Source organism: Nocardioides alcanivorans, from assembly GCF_021555175.1.
GTDB lineage: Bacteria > Actinomycetota > Actinomycetes > Propionibacteriales > Nocardioidaceae > Nocardioides > Nocardioides alcanivorans.
Map to the genome: position 1 here is coordinate 1 of NZ_JAKGRW010000051.1, position 16,357 is coordinate 16,357.

The window sequence follows — 16,357 nt, forward strand, 5'->3', positions numbered from 1 at the left end:
CCGTGGTGGTGATCATCAGCTGCGTGTTGTCCCTGCTGGTCACGTTGGTCTGGTTCAGTGGGCTGTCGTTCGAGTTCGACTTCCCCTACCTGATCCTGGCGGTTCTCAAGCGCATCGCCTTCACGGTGCTGCTCACCTGGCTGGCGATGGGCGCCACGGTGCTGATCAGGCACCAGACCTTCTCGCTGGTGATGCTCTACCTGTGGCCTCTCGGCGTGGAGACGATGATGCGGTTGCTGGCGCTGGCCATGGCGGGGGTGACCGGCAACAAGGACCTCTACGACACCACCCGGTTCCTGCCCTTCAACGCGGGTGGGCGGATCATGCAGAACTGGCAGGGCGACTTCCAGGAGAACCTGGACGTGTTCGGTGAGCCGATGAGTGCCGTCGGAGGACTGATCGTCTTCGGAGGCTTCACCGCCGTGGTGCTGGCTGGAAGCTACGCGGCCTTCCTCAAGCGCGACGCCTGACGAGGACGCTGGGCCGGGACGCGCTGCTCCCGGCTCAGCCGACCCGCAGCGGGAAGCGGACGGTGCGCTCGGCGTCGTTGCGCCAGGTGACGAATCCCTGTTCGGGACCGCCGCCACCGGAGACCCGGATGCGGACCGTTGCCCGCTCACCCGGTTCGAGCCGGATCGCCTGGGGAAGACGTCGACGCGGTGCCTGCCGAAACCGGTGGCCCGCACCGACCAGTAGCCCGCACGCTTGCCTGCGTTGGTGAGCGTGCGGGTCACGACGGTGGTGCCGCCGGAGGTGGTCGTGCCGGAGGGCAGGTTGAGGTCGTCGAGCTCGCCACCGAGATGCTTGCGGTAGTGGCCGGACGGCAGGTCGTGGACCAGGACGGTCTTGTCGGCTGCGTCCGCATCGACCAGCCCGGTACCCGAGCGGAGGACGCCGGCACGCACCCGCGTGCTGCTGGTGGTGATCGCGGAGCGGATCCGCGCCGCCGACCACGTGGGTCGGCGTTGGCGCAGCTCCGCGGCCAGTCCGGCGACCAGTGCGCCAGCCGCGGAGGAGCCGCTGATCTGGTCCCCACGAGCCGTGGCCGGCTCCGGGGCTGGTGGCCGCGAGCAGGCCGACCCCGGGGCGACCACGTCGGGCTTCAGGAACTCCGACCCCTTCTGGCCCCTGGCGGACCAGGAGAGGACCTCCGGGAGGAGTCGTCATCGGCGCTGGCCACCAGCCGCGCCCGCAGCTTCCCGGCTGCCATGGCCGTGCGCAGGTGCCGGCCGGCAGCGGTCGAGGTTGACGGTCGGCACCTCGTGCAGGTCGACCGTGAGGTCGACACCGCGGCCGTTGAGCAGCACCATGCCGGCCCCGCCGGCAAGCCGGACCGCGTGGGACTTCTCCAGGCGACTTCCTGCACCCGGCGGCGGCACGACGATCGCTTCCGTCGGCGCGGGCTGCGTCGAGACTCCGCGAGCGGCACTGGGCGGCGCGCGCGGGGAGACCCCGGCAGCGCCAGCTGACGGGCGTCCACGACGGGGACGGAGTCCGCGAGCGCGCGCGGACTGAGGGTGCCTTCGAAGCGGGTGCCGTCGGCGAGTTCGACCGCCCCGGCGGAGTCGCCCGTGCGCGCGGCTCCCACGGTGGTCACCCACGCGGCATCGTGTCCGATCTGGCCACCGTCGTTGCCGGCTGGAGTCACGACCACGATGTCGCTCTCGGCGGCACCGAGTGTCGCCAGGTCGACGGTGTCGAGCCCGGCGCGACCGGTCATCCCGAGGTTGAGCACGTCGACGCCATCGGCGACGGCGGCATCGATCGCCGACACCACGTCGGCAGAGGAGCACCCGTCGTCCTCCGGGTCCGGTGCCTCCCAGCAGGCCTTGTAGACGGCAACCCGCGCATCCGGAGCCGCACCGGAGAACCGCTTGGCCACGTGCCGCGCGGTGCCGGTCGGCGAAGCCCGGTTGCCAGCTGCGAGGGCAGCGACCATGGTGCCGTGACCCTGGTCGTCGGCCGGGGAGAGCGAGGCGCCCGAGCGCAGTCGATCGGCCCCGAAGGCGTCGACGAAGTGACGCGCGGTCACGACCTTGCGATTGCACAGCTCCGCTGCGTCGCGGCAGTCACCGTTGAAGGAATTCGGCAGGCTGCCCAGGGCGGGCGAGTCGGCGAAGACCGGACCGTCCACGTGCAGGCCGCTGTCGACGAAGCCGATGACCGTGCCGCTCCCGCCCGTGCGTACGCCGCTCGGGACGCCCAGCGACGGTGCGGCGGCCTGGGTGGCCGCGAGGCGGCGTACGTCGTCACGCTCGACGAGTCGCACGCCGGGGAGTCTGTTCAGCCGAGCGGCGTCACCGGCGTCGATCTCCACCGCGAAGCCGCTGAGGGCGGTGGTCCAGCGCTGGAGCGGTTCGGGATCGCCGACGAGAGCCAGGGCCTCGTCCTGGCGTCGGAGCAGGCCGGTGCGGTAGTCGGCGGTGCTGAACCCACCGGTGTAGCCGGCGGTGCCGGGGCCGACCATGGTGACCAGGTAGAGGTCGTCGTCGAACGCGGCGACGGAGTTGGCGGGGAGGCGACCGCCTGCGCAGACGTCAGGGCAGCCAGCAGCGCCACCCCGGACAGGGTGAGGCGTCGCAGCGTCCATCGCATCGTGGCCCCCACAGGTCACTCAGACTCCAGAAGGAACCATGGTGGCAGGGAACCGACGCCGCATCAATTCGTTCTTCCACATAGGCTGCGCCGGGTAGTCCCGGACCCCCTGTCCGTGGACCGTGGAGTCATCGGAAGGTTGGTTGGAGTCACGTGCCCACTGGCAAGGTGAAGTGGTACGACGCCGAGAAGGGATTCGGCTTCCTCTCACGAGAGGACGGGCCCGACGTCTACGTGCGCGACGAAGCGCTCCCCGAGGGCGTCAAGACGCTCAAGCCCGGCACTCGCGTCGAGTTCGGGATCGCCCAGGGGCGCCGCGGTGAGCAGGCGCTGCAGGTTCGGGTGCTGGAGTCGCGCGGATCGCTCTCGCGTGAGCAGTCACGCGCCCAGCGCAAGGCACCGGAGACCATGGTCGGCATCGTCGAGGACCTGATCCGACTCCTCGACGGCATCGGCGAGGGCTACCGCCACGGTCGTCACCCGGACCCCAAGGCAGCCAAGCCCACCGCCAAGCTGCTGCGCGCGCTGGCCGACGAGCTGGAGCTCTGAGCTCGGAGCCGCGTCGGGCTCCCGGGCGCGGGGATCAGGCGGCGGGTGGCACCGTTCGGGAAGCGGCGGGCGGTGCCATGCGCTTGCGGATCCGATCGCCGAGCAGGTAGACGGTCCACGCCGCGAGGACGACGAAGGCGACGCCCAGGCCCAGGCGCGGGTTGAGGGGCATCGCCAGGCCCGTGAAGCCGCCGATGACCCAAGCGAACTGCAGGACGGTGTCGGACCTGCCGAACGCGCTGGTCTGCACCTTCTCGTGCACGTGGGCCTGGATGGTCGAGTCCAGCGACAACTTGCCCAGTGACTGGCACATGCCCGCGCACAGGCCGAGTGCGAGCAGCGGGATGAAGCCGTAGAAGAGGGCACAGATCAGCACCATCGTGGCGTCGATGAGCAGCACCAGGACCACGGTGATCGCCGGATTGATCTTCTTCAGGATCGACGCGAGGGCCACGCCGATGGTGTTTCCGGCGCCGGCAGCGCCGATGACCGCACCCAGCAGCAGCTCTGGTCTGTGTTCCCAGCCGTCGATCGGATTGTCTCGCAGCAGGAACGCCATGAACATGGTCAAGAACCCGACCAGGAACTTCGGCCCACAGTTGGCGCGCAGCGCGAAGGCCACCTGCTTGGGGACGCCGTACGTCGCCCGCTTCGGGTTGTCGGCGGCCGACGGACCCGGCATGAGTGCCAGGTGGACCTCGCCGGCCGAGGAGTCGACCCGGGCCGGGAGCAGGATCGCCAGGATGGTCGCGAAGGCGAAGACAGCGAAGCCGTAGCGCAGCACCCACTCGGGGCCGAGCAGCGAGAACAGACCCGCGATGGGAGCTGAGATCGAGGCGCCGACCACGCCGGAGAGCGAGATCCGGGCGTTGGCCTTCACCAGCGTGAACCCCTCGGGGACGAGGCGGGGGCTGCGGCGGCCTTGGCGATGCCGTAGGCCTTGGAGGAGACGAGCACGCCGAGGGCCGCCGGGAAGAGCAACGCCGACTCGGTGATCACGGCGGAGGCGAGGATCCAGCACAGGAACCCGCGCACCGCCATCGTCGCGCCGATCGCCCACCGGCGACCGTGGCTGAAGCGATCGAGGAACGGACCGATCAGCGGTGCCACGATGGCGAAGGGCAGCATCGTGAGCGCGAGGAAGAGGGCCACCTGCCCGCGGGCGTCGCTGGTCGCACCGGCGAAGAACAAGGTGTTGGCCAACGCGATCGCCACGGCGGTGTCGCCAGCGGTGTTGACGGCGTGCACCTCGATGAGGCGATACATCCCCGAGTCGCCAGCCCCTTGGGCGTGCGAGGCCCGCCGGGCGACCCGAACGGTCGCCTTGGAGAAGCGGGCGCTGCCCCTGGCCACGGCCTTGGCGCCGGTCCCCGTCGCCTTGGCGAAGCGGAGGGCGTTCTCGCCGGGGAGCGCTGATGGCTCGCCGGGTCCTCGTCCCACATCGACTGCGTGGGTCGCTCCCGCCTGGGGTCACCGGGCGGCTCCGTGGTCATGTCCCCCATCCTGCCCTGCTCCCTCCGTTCCCATGCCGCTGGCCGAACTCGGCGCGCCTGCTCGGACCCGGCAAGACAATACGCGGCCCCATGGGACACAATCACGCATGTGATCGTCAGCCGCGCCAAGTCAGACCCGACCCTCGCGGCCGCCCTCGAGGTGGCCCGAGCCGCCCTCGTCGAGGACGCAGGCACGACCGATGTCGGGGAACACCTCGGATTCGAGGTCGAGGGGGAGCGCATCGGGTCCCACCTCTTCGCCTGCACCCGCCCCGGATACCGGGGCTGGCGTTGGTCGGTGACCGTGGTCCGCGCGGCCCGGCAGCGCGTGGTCACCGTGGCCGAGGTCGTGTTGATCCCCGGTGCCGAGTCGATCGTCGCGCCGGCATGGGTCCCCTACCGGGAGCGGATCAAGCCCGGCGACCTGTCGCCCGGCGACCTCCTGCCGGTGGACGACGACGACCCGCGGCTGGTGCCGACGTGGTCCTTCGGGGACGACCCGCTGGACGACGAGGCGCAGGCCCAGGTCCGGCGGGTCGCGGGCGATCTCGGTCTCGGCCGGGTGCGCACTCTCTCGCCCGAGGGCCTCGACGAGGCAGCCGAGCGTTGGTACGACGGCCCCGGCGGTCCGGCGACCCCACTCGCGCAGTCTGCCCCGGGACGGTGCTGGTCGTGCGGCTTCCTGGTGCGCATCAGCGGCCACCTCGCGCAGACCTTCGGTGTCTGTGCCAACGGTGACGCGAACGACGACGGCCGTGTGGTCTCGGTCAACCACGGCTGCGGCGCGCACTCCGAGGTCAAGCTCAGCAAGAAGCAGCAGCCGCTGCCGCTGCCCGACCCGGTGTTCGACACCCTGAGCCACGACGTCGAGACCATCTGACCCACGGCGCCGCGTCGTACGACGAGCGTCCGGGTCAGCCTCGGGTGCGTGCTGCCCGACGGCGCCGGCAGTACTCGAGGCCGATGAGACCCAGCCCGAAACCGGACAGGCAGGTCCACAGCCACCACAGCCGGCCGTCGTCCTCCAGGCTCTTGTAGAACGGCAGCAGGGCCACGAAGGCAACCAGCCACAGGCCGGTCCCGACCTCGAGCGTGCGCACCCCGTCGACGTCGAGAGGCGGCACATCGGCGACCAGGAAGGTGCGCTTGCCGATCTCGTGCTCGGTGGGTGGGTCCTCGGGCGGTTTCACCCCTTCACGTTATCGCGCCGCCCGGCTCGTGACGTGCCCGGAGGGCCCCGTGCGTGGAGCCGGGGTGACGTTGCTGAGAGCAATCTGAGAAGGTACGTGTCTCGTGAGCACAAACACCGAGGGCGCGAGCGCGCTGCAACGCTATTTCAAGATCTCCGAACGAGGCTCGACCGTTGGTCAGGAGATTCGTGGTGGCCTCGTCACCTTCTTGACGATGGCCTACATCATCGTCCTCAACCCGCTCATCCTCGGCTTCGTGCCGGACTCGGAGGGCAACTTCCTCGCGGGCGGTACGACGCCCGGTGGCGGGCTCGAGGCGATCGCTGCGGGCACGGCCCTGGTTGCCGGTGTGCTCACGATCTCGATGGGTGCGGTCGCCAACTTCCCTCTGGCACTGGCCGCCGGTCTCGGCCTCAACGCCTTCGTGGCCCAGTCGATCGCCAGGAACTCCACCTGGGGTGACGCGATGGGCCTCGTGGTCCTGGAGGGCATCGTGATCCTGGTGCTCGTGGTCACCGGCTTCCGCAAGGCCGTCTTCCACGCCGTACCGCAGCAGCTCAAGGTGGCCATCTCGGTCGGTATCGGTCTCTTCATCGCGCTCATCGGCTTCGTCGATGCCCGCTTCGTCACGCGGATCCCGGATGCCGCCCTGACCACGGTCCCGGTGCAGCTGGGCGAGAACAACCACCTCGCCGGTTGGCCGGTGCTGGTCTTCGTCGTGGGTCTGTTGCTGATGATCGCGCTGTGGGTCCGCAAGGTCCGCGGCGCCATCCTCATCGGCATTGCCGTCACCACCTTGCTCGCCGTGGTCGTCGAAGCCGTGGGCGATCTCGGCTCCTCCGGTGACAAGGCCGGTGGCTGGGCGCTCAGCGTGCCCACCCTGGACGGCTCGCCCTTCGGCGTGCCCGATCTCGGCACGTTGGGTGAGTTCAACCTGTTCGGCGCCTTCAGCAGCCTTGAAGGTGGCGTGCTCGCCGCGCTGCTGCTCGTCTTCTCGCTGATGCTGGCCGACTTCTTCGACACCATGGGCACGATGACCGCCATCGGCGCCGAGGCCGGTCTCAACGACGAGGAAGGGGTGCCGCCGAACACCCAGCGCATCCTGATCGTCGACTCCGTCGCTGCCATCGCGGGTGGTGCAGCAGGTGTCTCCTCCAACACCTCCTACGTCGAGTCCGCCTCCGGCGTCGGCGAGGGTGCGCGGACCGGCCTCGCCTCCATCGTCACGGGCGCGCTCTTCCTGGCCGCGACCTTCGTGACGCCGCTCGTGGCCGCCATCCCGTCAGAGGCCGCGGTGCCTGCGTTGGTGCTGGTCGGTTTCTTGATGATGCAGCAGGTCAGCGACATCGACTGGCGTGACGTCGAGATCGCCATCCCCGCCTTCCTCACGATCGTCCTGATGCCGTTCGCCTACTCGATCAGCACTGGTATCGGCGCCGGTTTCGTGGCCTACGTCCTGATCAAGGTCGTGGTCGGCAAGGTGCGCGACATCCACCCGCTGATGTGGGTGGTGGCGGCGCTGTTCGTCATCTACTTCGCCTACCACCCGATCAGCGGATGGATCTCCTGACCGTCTGAGACTCCGCCGCTGTGGCCCGCTCCCGACTCGGGAGCGGGCCGCAGTGCGTTGTGACGACTGGAACAATTACTCTGGGTAATGAGTTAGGGTAATGACATGCCCGAATCGGAACTCGACCTCTCCAGCCACTCGGGCCTCGCCGCAGGGCTGAGGCTCGCGGTGATGCGACTGCGTCGCCGCCTCGTGGGTGAGCGGCACCCCGACAACGAGCTGAGCATGAGCGCGATGGCCGTGCTCGGCTGCCTCCACGTCCGCGGTGAGCAGACCGCCGCCGACCTGGCCCGTCACGAGCGGGTGCAACCGCCCACGATGACCCGGATGGTCAAGGCGATGGAGGAGGACGGCTTCGTCGTCAGGCGCCCCCACGAGACCGACGGTCGCCAGATCCTGGTCTCGATCACGGCCCAGGGGCGTGCTGTCGTGCTCGCCGACAAGGAGCGCCGGGATGCCTGGCTCGCCACCCGTCTGGAGCGGATCACTCCGCAGGAGCGTGCCGTCCTGGAGCAGGCCGTCCCGATCCTCACTCGCCTCGCCCAAGGAGACTGACCCGACCTGTTGAGCCCGACCTTCCGTTCCCTCCGCAACCCGAACTACCGGCGCTACGCGCTCGGCAGCCTGGTGTCGAACATCGGCACGTGGATGCAGCGCATGGCCCAGGACTGGCTGGTCCTGGTGCTCACCGGCAGCGGCACGGCGCTCGGCATCACCACCGGGCTCCAGTTCCTCCCGGTGCTGTTGCTGTCGCCGTACGCCGGCGTCATCGCCGACCGGATGTCGAAGCGACGGCTGCTCCAGCTGACACAGCTGGCGATGGGCGTCTCCTCCCTGGCGCTGGGCCTGTTGGCGGTCACCGGGATGGCCGAGGTGTGGCACGTCTACGTCATTGCGCTGCTCTTCGGCATCGGGTCCGCCTTCGACGCACCGGCGCGTCAGTCGTTCGTCTCGGAGCTGGTCGGGCGTGACGACATCACCAACGCGGTGAGCCTCAACTCGGCCACCTTCAACCTCGCCCGCATCCTCGGCCCCGGTCTCGCCGGGCTCCTGGTCGGGGCGCTCGGCGGTGGTGCGCGGGCCACCGGTTGGGCGATCCTCATCAACGCCGTCTCCTACGCTGCGGTGATCTGGCAGCTCGAGAAGATGGACACGGCGCTGCTCCACTCGCCGAAGCCCGCGGCCAGGGAGAAGGGAATGCTTCGAGCCGGTGTCGCCTACATCCGGACCCAACCGCGCATGGTCCTGATCCTGATCATCGTCTTCTTCGCCGGAACCTTCGGCATGAACTTCCAGATCACCTCCGCACTCATGGCCACCGAGGCCTACGGCAAGGGTGCGGGTGAGTTCGGTCTCCTCGGCTCGGTGGTCGCGATCGGGTCGTTGGTCGGAGCACTGCTCGCCGCCCGCCGGGTGCGGGTGCGGATCCGCCTGCTCGTCGGGGCGGGGATCGGTTTCGGTGCCGCCAACATGGTCTCCGCGATCCTGCCGACCTACTGGACCTTCGTGGTGTTCTCGCCGATCGTCGGGTTCTGCATGATCACGCTCCTGAACTCGGCGAACGCGGTGCTCCAGCTCGAGTCCGCGCCGCTGCTGCGGGGGCGGGTGATGGCGATCTACATGACCATCGTGATGGGTGGCACGCCCCTCGGTTCACCCGTGATCGGCTGGGTGGGGGAGACGCTCGGTCCCCGCTGGACCCTCCTCACCGGTGGCGCGCTGACGATCGCCGGGGTGTTCCTGGCCCTGTTCGTCCACGCCCGCATGACTCGGGGCGGTGAACGAGGTGATGGCTCGATTTTGACCGCCCCAATCGCTGCGAGTACCGTTGGTCCTCGTGTCTGGGCCAGCCAGTTCGTTGCGCGTGCGCGGAAATAGCCGTCCGGCTTCACCGCACACGTTCCGACCGGATCCTCGCAACCCCGGCTGAACGCACCACTCGGACACGCAAGTTCCATCGTCCTCGGCAAATGGCCGGGTTCTGAGAGTAGAAAAGAAGGGGAACCACCACGGTGCCCACCATTCAGCAGTTGGTCCGCAAGGGCCGCCAGGACAAGGTGTCCAAGAGCAAGACGCCTGCCCTCAAGGGGTCGCCCCAGCGTCGCGGTGTCTGCACCCGCGTCTACACGACCACCCCGAAGAAGCCGAACTCCGCGCTGCGCAAGGTTGCCCGTGTGCGCCTGTCCAGCCAGGTCGAGGTCACCGCTTACATCCCCGGTGTGGGTCACAACCTGCAGGAGCACTCCATCGTGCTCGTCCGTGGCGGGCGTGTGAAGGACCTCCCCGGTGTTCGCTACAAGATCATTCGCGGCACCCTCGACACCCAGGGTGTCAAGAACCGCAAGCAGGCTCGTAGCCGCTACGGCGCGAAGAAGGAGAAGAGCTGATGCCACGCAAGGGTCCCGCTCCGAAGCGCCCGATCGACGTCGACCCCGTCTACGGGTCGCCGCTGGTCTCCCAGTTGGTCAGCAAGGTCCTTGTTGACGGCAAGAAGCAGGTTGCTCAGCGCATCGTCTACACCGCGCTCGAGGGTTGCCGCGAGAAGACGGGCACCGACCCGGTCGTCACGCTGAAGCGTGGTCTGGACAACGTGCGTCCCGCGATCGAGGTCAAGTCCCGCCGTGTCGGTGGTGCCACCTACCAGGTGCCGATCGAGGTCAAGCCGGGCCGCAGCACCACGCTGGCCCTGCGCTGGCTGGTCGGCTACGCCAAGGACCGTCGTGAGAAGACGATGTCCGAGCGGCTGATGAACGAGATCCTCGACGCGAGCAACGGCCTGGGTGCCGCTGTGAAGAAGCGCGAGGACACTCACAAGATGGCTGAGTCCAACAAGGCCTTCGCCCACTACCGCTGGTGACCTGGCCCACGGGCCCGGATTCACCCCCGCAACTCTTCCGAGGGGACAACACTTAAGTGGCTGTCGACATCACCACGGACCTCAATGTGGTCCGCAACATCGGCATCATGGCGCACATCGACGCCGGCAAGACCACCACCACCGAGCGGATCCTGTTCTACACCGGTATCAACTACAAGATCGGCGACACCCACGAGGGGTCGGCGACGATGGACTGGATGGAGCAGGAGCAGGAGCGTGGCATCACGATCACGTCTGCTGCGACCACGTGCTGGTGGAAGGACCACCAGATCAACATCATCGACACCCCGGGTCACGTCGACTTCACCGCCGAGGTCGAGCGCTCGCTGCGCGTCCTCGACGGCGCTGTCGCCGTGTTCGACGGTGTGGCCGGTGTTGAGCCCCAGTCGATGACCGTGTGGCGCCAGGCGAACAAGTACTCCGTGCCCCGCATGTGCTTCGTCAACAAGATGGACCGCACCGGTGCAGACTTCTTCCGCTGCGTCGACATGATCGTGTCCAAGCTCAACTCGACGCCGCTGGTTCTCCAGATCCCGATCGGTGCCGAGCAGGACTTCCTGGGTGTCATCGACCTGGTGGGCATGCGTGCGCTCACCTGGCGCGGTGAGACCAAGATCGGTGAGGACTACGAGGTCGAGGAGATCCCGGCCGAGCTCGCCGACCAGGCCGCCGAATGGCGCGAGAAGCTCGTCGAGACCCTTGCCGAGACCGACGACGACCTCATGGAGCGCTACCTCGAAGAGGGCGACGTCTTCACCGCCGAGGAGCTCGACGTCGCGATCCGCACCGCCACCCTGGCCGACAAGATCAACCCGGTGCTCACCGGCACGGCGTTCAAGAACAAGGGCGTCCAGCCCCTGCTCGACGCCGTCGTCAAGTACCTTCCGTCGCCGCTCGACATCGACGCCATCAAGGGCCACGCTGTCAACGACGAGGAGAAGGTCATCGAGCGTCAGCCGTCCGACTCCGAGCCGTTCTCCGGTCTGGCCTACAAGATCGCCTCCGACCCGCACCTGGGCAAGCTGATCTATGTCCGCGTCTACTCCGGCAAGCTCGAGGCTGGATCCAGCGTCCTCAACTCGGTGAGCGGGCGCAAGGAGCGCATCGGCAAGGTCTACCAGATGCACGCCAACAAGCGTGAGGAGATCGCGTCGGTCGGCGCCGGCCAGATCGTGGCCGTCATGGGCCTCAAGGACACCAAGACGGGTCACACCCTGTGCGACGCGTCCAACCCGGTGGTCCTCGAGTCGATGACCTTCCCGGCCCCGGTCATCGAGGTCGCCATCGAGCCCAAGACCAAGGGTGACCAGGAGAAGCTGGGTGTCGCCATCCAGCGCCTCTCCGACGAGGACCCGACCTTCACCGTCAAGACGGACGAAGAGACCGGTCAGACCATCATCGCGGGCATGGGCGAGCTCCACCTGGAGATCCTCGTCGACCGGATGAAGCGTGAGTTCCGCGTCGAGGCGACCGTCGGCAAGCCGCAGGTCGCCTACCGCGAGACCATTCGCCAGAAGGTCGCCAACCACTCCTACACGCACAAGAAGCAGACCGGTGGTTCGGGTCAGTTCGCCAAGGTGGTCATCTCCATCGAGCCGAGCATCGACCCCGAGACCGGCCTCGGTGCGGGTTACGAGTTCGCCAACAACGTCTCCGGCGGTCGCGTTCCTCGCGAATACATCCCGTCGGTCGACCAGGGCGCCCAGTCCTCCATGGAGTTCGGCGTTCTCGCCGGCTTCCCGATGGTGGACGTCAAGGTCAGCCTCGAGGACGGCGCCTACCACGACGTCGACTCCTCGGAGCTGGCGTTCAAGATCGCCGGTCAGCAGGCCTTCAAGGAAGCTGCCCGGATGGCAAAGCCCGTGCTGCTGGAGCCGATGTTCGCCGTCGAGGTGACCACGCCCGAGGACTTCCTCGGCACGGTCATCGGTGACATCAACAGCCGTCGCGGTCAGATTCAGGCGCAGGAGGAGCGGCACGGTGACCTCGTGGTCGCGGCCCTCGTCCCGCTGTCTGAGATGTTCGGGTACGTTGGCGACCTGAGGTCCAAGACCTCCGGTCAGGCGTCGTACTCGATGGAGTTTGACTCGTACGCCGAGGTTCCCACGAACGTCGCCGACGAGATCATCAAGAAGGTCCGGGGCGAGTAGTCCCTGACTACCCGCCGGGGGCACTCGGCGTAGCACCCAGCACCACCCCATACGAGTCAAGAAACAACAACAGGAGGAGCCCACAGTGGCTAAGGCGAAGTTCGAGCGGACCAAGCCGCACGTCAACATCGGCACGATTGGTCACATCGACCACGGCAAGACGACGCTGACCGCGGCAATCACCAAGGTGCTGCACGACAAGTTCCCCGACCTCAACGAGGCCTCGGCGTTCGAAGACGTCGACAAGGCTCCCGAGGAGCGTCAGCGCGGCATCACGATCTCGATCTCGCACGTCGAGTACCAGACCGAGAGCCGTCACTACGCGCACGTCGACTGCCCCGGTCACGCCGACTACATCAAGAACATGATCACGGGTGCGGCGCAGATGGACGGCGCCATCCTGGTGGTTGCCGCCACCGACGGTCCCATGCCCCAGACGCGTGAGCACGTGCTGCTCGCCCGCCAGGTCGGCGTGCCCTACATGGTCGTGGCGCTCAACAAGTGCGACATGGTCGACGACGAGGAGCTCATCGAGCTCGTCGAGATGGAGGTGCGCGAGCTCCTCAGCGAGTACGACTTCCCGGGCGACGACATCCCCGTCGTGCGCGTGGCCGCCTACCCGGCGCTCCAGGGCGACGCCAAGTGGGGCGACTCGATCGCCGAGCTCATGCAGGCCGTGGACAGCTACATCCCGCAGCCGGAGCGTGACCTCGACAAGCCGTTCATGATGCCCGTTGAGGACGTCTTCACGATCACCGGTCGTGGCACCGTCATCACCGGTCGTATCGAGCGCGGCATCATCAAGGTCAACGAGGAGGTCGAGATCGTCGGCATCCGCGAGACGTCGGCCAAGACGACCGTGACCGGTGTCGAGATGTTCCGCAAGCTGCTCGACGAGGGCCAGGCCGGTGAGAACGTCGGTCTGCTGCTTCGCGGCACCAAGCGTGAGGACGTCGAGCGCGGCCAGGTCGTCTGCAAGCCCGGGTCGATCACCCCGCACACCGACTTCGAGGCTTCGGTCTACATCCTCTCGAAGGAGGAGGGCGGCCGTCACACGCCGTTCTTCAACAACTACCGTCCGCAGTTCTACTTCCGGACCACGGACGTGACCGGCGTGGTGACCCTCCCCGAGGGCACCGAGATGGTCATGCCCGGCGACAACACCGAAATGAACATCGAGCTGATTCAGCCGATCGCCATGGAGGAAGGCCTCAAGTTCAACATCCGTGAGGGTGGCCGCACCGTCGGCGCTGGCCGCGTCACCAAGATCAACAAGTGACCTCAGGTCACCAGTGATCGACTGATCCGCCTGCAAGGCCCCGGACCCGTGTGGTCCGGGGCCTTGTGCCATTTCGTGGCCCGGCACAATGTGGTGCGTGGGCGCACCGGGGTTCGACGTCGAGACGATCAGCCGGGGCCTCGCCTTCGCCGATGCAGTCGATGACCTCGCAGCTGCTGTCCGGCCCGCGGGGGCGAACGTCGTCGTCGTGGCGCCCCCGGGCACCGGCAAGACCACGGTGGTGCCTGCGGTCCTTGCCGACGCGGTGCGCGGTCGGGTCATCGTCACCCAGCCGCGACGCATCGCCGTCCGGGCAGCGGCGCGGCGGCTTGCCCAGCTCGACCGGACCCAGCTCGGCACCCGGGTCGGATTCAGCGTTCGCGGTGAGCGGGTCCTCGGCCCGGCGGCCCGCGTGGAGTTCGTGACCCCGGGCCTGCTGCTGCGCAGGCTGCTCGCGGACCCGGAGCTCGACGGTGTCTCGGCGGTGGTCCTCGACGAGGTCCACGAACGCCAGCTCGACACCGATCTGCTCCTGGCCCTGCTCGCGGATCTCCGGGCCCTGCGTGAGGACCTGACCGCTGTGGTGATGTCAGCGACCCTGGACGCCGAGCGGTACGCCGATCTCCTCGAGACCACCGGCCGGCCAGCCCGGGTGGTACGGGTCGAGGCTCCTGCCCACCCGTTGACCGTGCGTTGGGAGCCCTGCCCGACGCCCCGCCTCGACGCCCGCGGTGTGAGTCGCGCGTTCCTGGACCACGTCGCGGGAAGCGCCGCACGTGCCCACTCCCAGGAGCTTGCCGCAGACGCAACCACGGATGCGCTGGTGTTCCTACCCGGTGCTGCGGAGGTGGACCATGTGGTCGCGGCGCTCTCCCGCCTTGCCCCGAAGACGGAGGTGCTGGCCCTGCACGGTCGCGTCGACGCCGCGGCCCAGGACCGGGCCATCAGCGGGCGGCGCCACGACCAGCCACCGCGGATCGTGGTCTCCACCGCCCTTGCGGAGTCGTCGCTGACCGTTCCCGGCGTCCGCCTGGTGGTCGACGCCGGGTTGGCCCGTGAGCCGCGAGTGGACCGGGCTCGCGCGATGGCAGGGCTCATCACGCTCGCCTGCTCGAAGGCGACAGCCGTTCAACGGGCTGGCCGTGCGACCCGGCAGGCGCCGGGTGTCGTCGTGCGCTGCTACGAGGAACGCACCCATGCCGGTGCCGCCGACCACCTCACCCCGGAGATCGTGAGCTCGGAGCTGTCCGCGGCGATGCTGCTGCTGGCAGCGTGGGGCACTCCGGGCGGGAACGGCCTCCGCTGGCTCGATCCGCCTCCCGCCGCCGCCGTGGCCGACGCCACGGCCGTCCTCCGTTCGCTGGGAGCCGTCGATGCCGAGGGGCGGATCACCCAGGTCGGCCGACGTCTGGTCGCGATGCCGCTCGATCCGCGGTGGGGAGCGCGTTGCTGGAAGCGGCACGGTCGTACGGCGCCTCCCGTGCCGCCGAGGTCGTCGCTGCTGCATCCGGAGACTTCCGCCCTCGTGGAGGTGACCTCGGTGGGCTGTTGCGTTCGCTGCGAGCGGGACGGCATCCGCAGACGGCTGCCTGGCGTCGCGAGGCGACGAGGTTGGGCCACGTCGCGGCGGGTGAGGCGAAGGCAGCCAGCCTTGCCGGAACGAGTGCAGATGCCTTGGCGCTGGCCGTGGCCACCGCGTGGCCGGAGCGGGTCGCACGCCGCGTCGAGGGCACGACCTACGAGTTGGCCCACGGCACGCGGGCTGCCCTTCCGTCGGACAGCCCGCTGCTGGGGAGGAGTGGCTGGCGGTGGCAGCAGTGGATCGGGCCGAGGGGCGGACCGCGGCCGGCACGGGTGCCGTGATCCGCGCCGCTGTGTCCCTGCCTGACGAGCTCGTGCGCACGTCGCCGCTCCTGAGGGATCGGACGACAGCGGAGTTCGTCGACGGCCGGATACGCGGTCGTCAGGTCCGCAGCCTGGGTGCCATCGTGCTTGCGGTGACACCGGTGCGACTGGGAGCGGCTGAGGGAGGGCAAGCGGTCGCCGAGGCCCTGAACCGTGACGGCCTCGGGATGCTCACCTTCTCTCCGGCAGCCGATGCGTTGCGCCGCCGGTTGGCGTTCCTGCATCGCGAGGTCGCGGCGCCGTGGCCCGCGGTGGACGACGCAGCATTGCTGGGGCGTTGGCAGCAATGGCTGGCACCTGAGCTGCAGCGGCTCGCCGAAGGGGAGTCGGTGGGTCGGCTGGACCTGCTGGATGCCGTACGTCGCCTGCTCCCGTGGCCGGAGGCGGGCAGGCTCGAGGAGCTGGCTCCGGCTGAGCTCCCCGTGCCGTCGGGGCGCCGGGTCCGGGTCCGCTATCCCGGTGTTGGGGAAGGTGGGCCGCCGGTGGTGGAGGTCAAGCTCCAGGAGTGCTTCGGGTTGGCAGTGAGCCCCCGGATCGTCGGGGTGCCGGTGCTCTTCCACCTGCTCTCCCCTGCAGGCCGGCCGGTGGCGGTGACCGACGACCTCGCCAGCTTCTGGTCGGGCGCCTACGCGCAGGTGCGCGCCGAGATGCGGGGACGTTATCCGAGGCATCCGTGGCCCGAGGACCCGTGGACCTCGCCGGCCACCCGGGGCACCAAGCATCCACGGGGCTCCAGAGGCGGCTGAAG

General features: G+C 68.7%; 16 protein-coding genes and 1 pseudogene. 12 read left to right on the forward strand and 5 right to left on the reverse strand.

What is annotated here, in order from left to right; translation table 11 throughout:
- Positions 1-470, forward strand: a 470-nt coding sequence (locus L1066_RS21395) for a hypothetical protein (RefSeq protein ID WP_235738428.1), incomplete at its 5' end; no start/stop codon positions are given.
- Positions 471-953: 483 nt separating this feature from the next.
- Here the strand turns inward: L1066_RS21395 and L1066_RS28960 are convergent.
- Both L1066_RS28960 and L1066_RS21400 read right to left on the reverse strand, forming a co-directional pair.
- A pseudogene (locus L1066_RS28960) lies at positions 954-1,094 on the reverse strand (S8 family serine peptidase); the annotation flags it as partial.
- An 8-nt stretch (positions 1,095-1,102) separates the two neighbouring features.
- Positions 1,103-2,590 carry a S8 family serine peptidase gene (locus tag L1066_RS21400; RefSeq protein WP_235738429.1) on the reverse strand — a complete coding sequence of 496 codons (1,488 nt, stop codon included), beginning with the start codon at positions 2,588-2,590 and terminating at the stop codon, positions 1,103-1,105.
- Positions 2,591-2,748: 158 nt separating this feature from the next.
- On the opposite strand from L1066_RS21400, the gene L1066_RS27130 reads away from it, so the two are divergent.
- Complete coding sequence (locus L1066_RS27130; RefSeq protein WP_312008451.1) at positions 2,749-3,144, forward strand: cold-shock protein; 396 nt, start codon at positions 2,749-2,751, stop codon at positions 3,142-3,144.
- Between the two features lie 34 nt (positions 3,145-3,178).
- On the opposite strand, the gene L1066_RS21410 is transcribed toward L1066_RS27130, so the two are convergent.
- Both L1066_RS21410 and L1066_RS21415 read right to left on the reverse strand, forming a co-directional pair.
- A complete protein-coding gene (locus L1066_RS21410; RefSeq protein WP_235738430.1) occupies positions 3,179-4,024 on the reverse strand; it encodes an MFS transporter in 846 nt (281 codons plus the stop codon).
- Complete coding sequence (locus L1066_RS21415) at positions 4,021-4,584, reverse strand: hypothetical protein (protein WP_235738431.1); 564 nt, start codon at positions 4,582-4,584, stop codon at positions 4,021-4,023. The genes L1066_RS21410 and L1066_RS21415 overlap by 4 nt, the downstream gene beginning before the upstream one ends.
- A gap of 162 nt (positions 4,585-4,746) precedes the next feature.
- Between L1066_RS21415 and L1066_RS21420 the strand changes: the two genes are divergently transcribed.
- Positions 4,747-5,517, forward strand: coding sequence for a DUF3027 domain-containing protein (locus L1066_RS21420; RefSeq protein WP_235738432.1), 771 nt, complete (start codon positions 4,747-4,749; stop codon positions 5,515-5,517).
- A 34-nt stretch (positions 5,518-5,551) separates the two neighbouring features.
- On the opposite strand, the gene L1066_RS21425 is transcribed toward L1066_RS21420, so the two are convergent.
- Positions 5,552-5,827 carry a DUF2530 domain-containing protein gene (locus L1066_RS21425; protein WP_235738433.1) on the reverse strand — a complete coding sequence of 92 codons (276 nt, stop codon included), beginning with the start codon at positions 5,825-5,827 and terminating at the stop codon, positions 5,552-5,554.
- Between the two features lie 103 nt (positions 5,828-5,930).
- Here L1066_RS21425 and L1066_RS21430 point away from each other — a divergent pair, with 103 nt between their 5' ends.
- The 9 genes from L1066_RS21430 to L1066_RS21470 all read left to right on the forward strand — a co-directional run bounded on the left by L1066_RS21430 (position 5,931) and on the right by L1066_RS21470 (position 16,355).
- Complete coding sequence (locus tag L1066_RS21430; RefSeq protein ID WP_235738434.1) at positions 5,931-7,397, forward strand: NCS2 family permease; 1,467 nt, start codon at positions 5,931-5,933, stop codon at positions 7,395-7,397.
- Between the two features lie 105 nt (positions 7,398-7,502).
- A complete protein-coding gene (locus tag L1066_RS21435; protein WP_235738435.1) occupies positions 7,503-7,952 on the forward strand; it encodes a MarR family winged helix-turn-helix transcriptional regulator in 450 nt (149 codons plus the stop codon).
- 9 nt (positions 7,953-7,961) lie between these two features.
- Positions 7,962-9,275, forward strand: coding sequence for an MFS transporter (locus tag L1066_RS21440; RefSeq protein WP_235738436.1), 1,314 nt, complete (start codon positions 7,962-7,964; stop codon positions 9,273-9,275).
- Between the two features lie 134 nt (positions 9,276-9,409).
- Positions 9,410-9,784 carry a 30S ribosomal protein S12 gene (rpsL, locus tag L1066_RS21445; protein ID WP_235738437.1) on the forward strand — a complete coding sequence of 125 codons (375 nt, stop codon included), beginning with the start codon at positions 9,410-9,412 and terminating at the stop codon, positions 9,782-9,784.
- A complete protein-coding gene (gene rpsG, locus L1066_RS21450; protein WP_235738438.1) occupies positions 9,784-10,254 on the forward strand; it encodes a 30S ribosomal protein S7 in 471 nt (156 codons plus the stop codon). The genes rpsL and rpsG overlap by 1 nt, the downstream gene beginning before the upstream one ends.
- A 56-nt stretch (positions 10,255-10,310) precedes the next feature.
- Positions 10,311-12,425, forward strand: a complete 2,115-nt coding sequence (fusA, locus tag L1066_RS21455; protein ID WP_312008456.1) for an elongation factor G — start codon at positions 10,311-10,313, stop codon at positions 12,423-12,425.
- An 85-nt stretch (positions 12,426-12,510) separates the two neighbouring features.
- Positions 12,511-13,704 carry an elongation factor Tu gene (gene tuf, locus L1066_RS21460; RefSeq protein WP_235738439.1) on the forward strand — a complete coding sequence of 398 codons (1,194 nt, stop codon included), beginning with the start codon at positions 12,511-12,513 and terminating at the stop codon, positions 13,702-13,704.
- Between the two features lie 97 nt (positions 13,705-13,801).
- Positions 13,802-15,592, forward strand: coding sequence for a DEAD/DEAH box helicase (locus tag L1066_RS21465; protein ID WP_235738440.1), 1,791 nt, complete (start codon positions 13,802-13,804; stop codon positions 15,590-15,592).
- The gene (locus L1066_RS21470) at positions 15,513-16,355 is read left to right on the forward strand and encodes an ATP-dependent helicase C-terminal domain-containing protein (RefSeq protein ID WP_235738441.1); all 843 of its coding nucleotides are present in this window, start codon (positions 15,513-15,515) and stop codon (positions 16,353-16,355) included. The genes L1066_RS21465 and L1066_RS21470 overlap by 80 nt, the downstream gene beginning before the upstream one ends.
- Positions 16,356-16,357 lie beyond the last annotated feature (2 nt).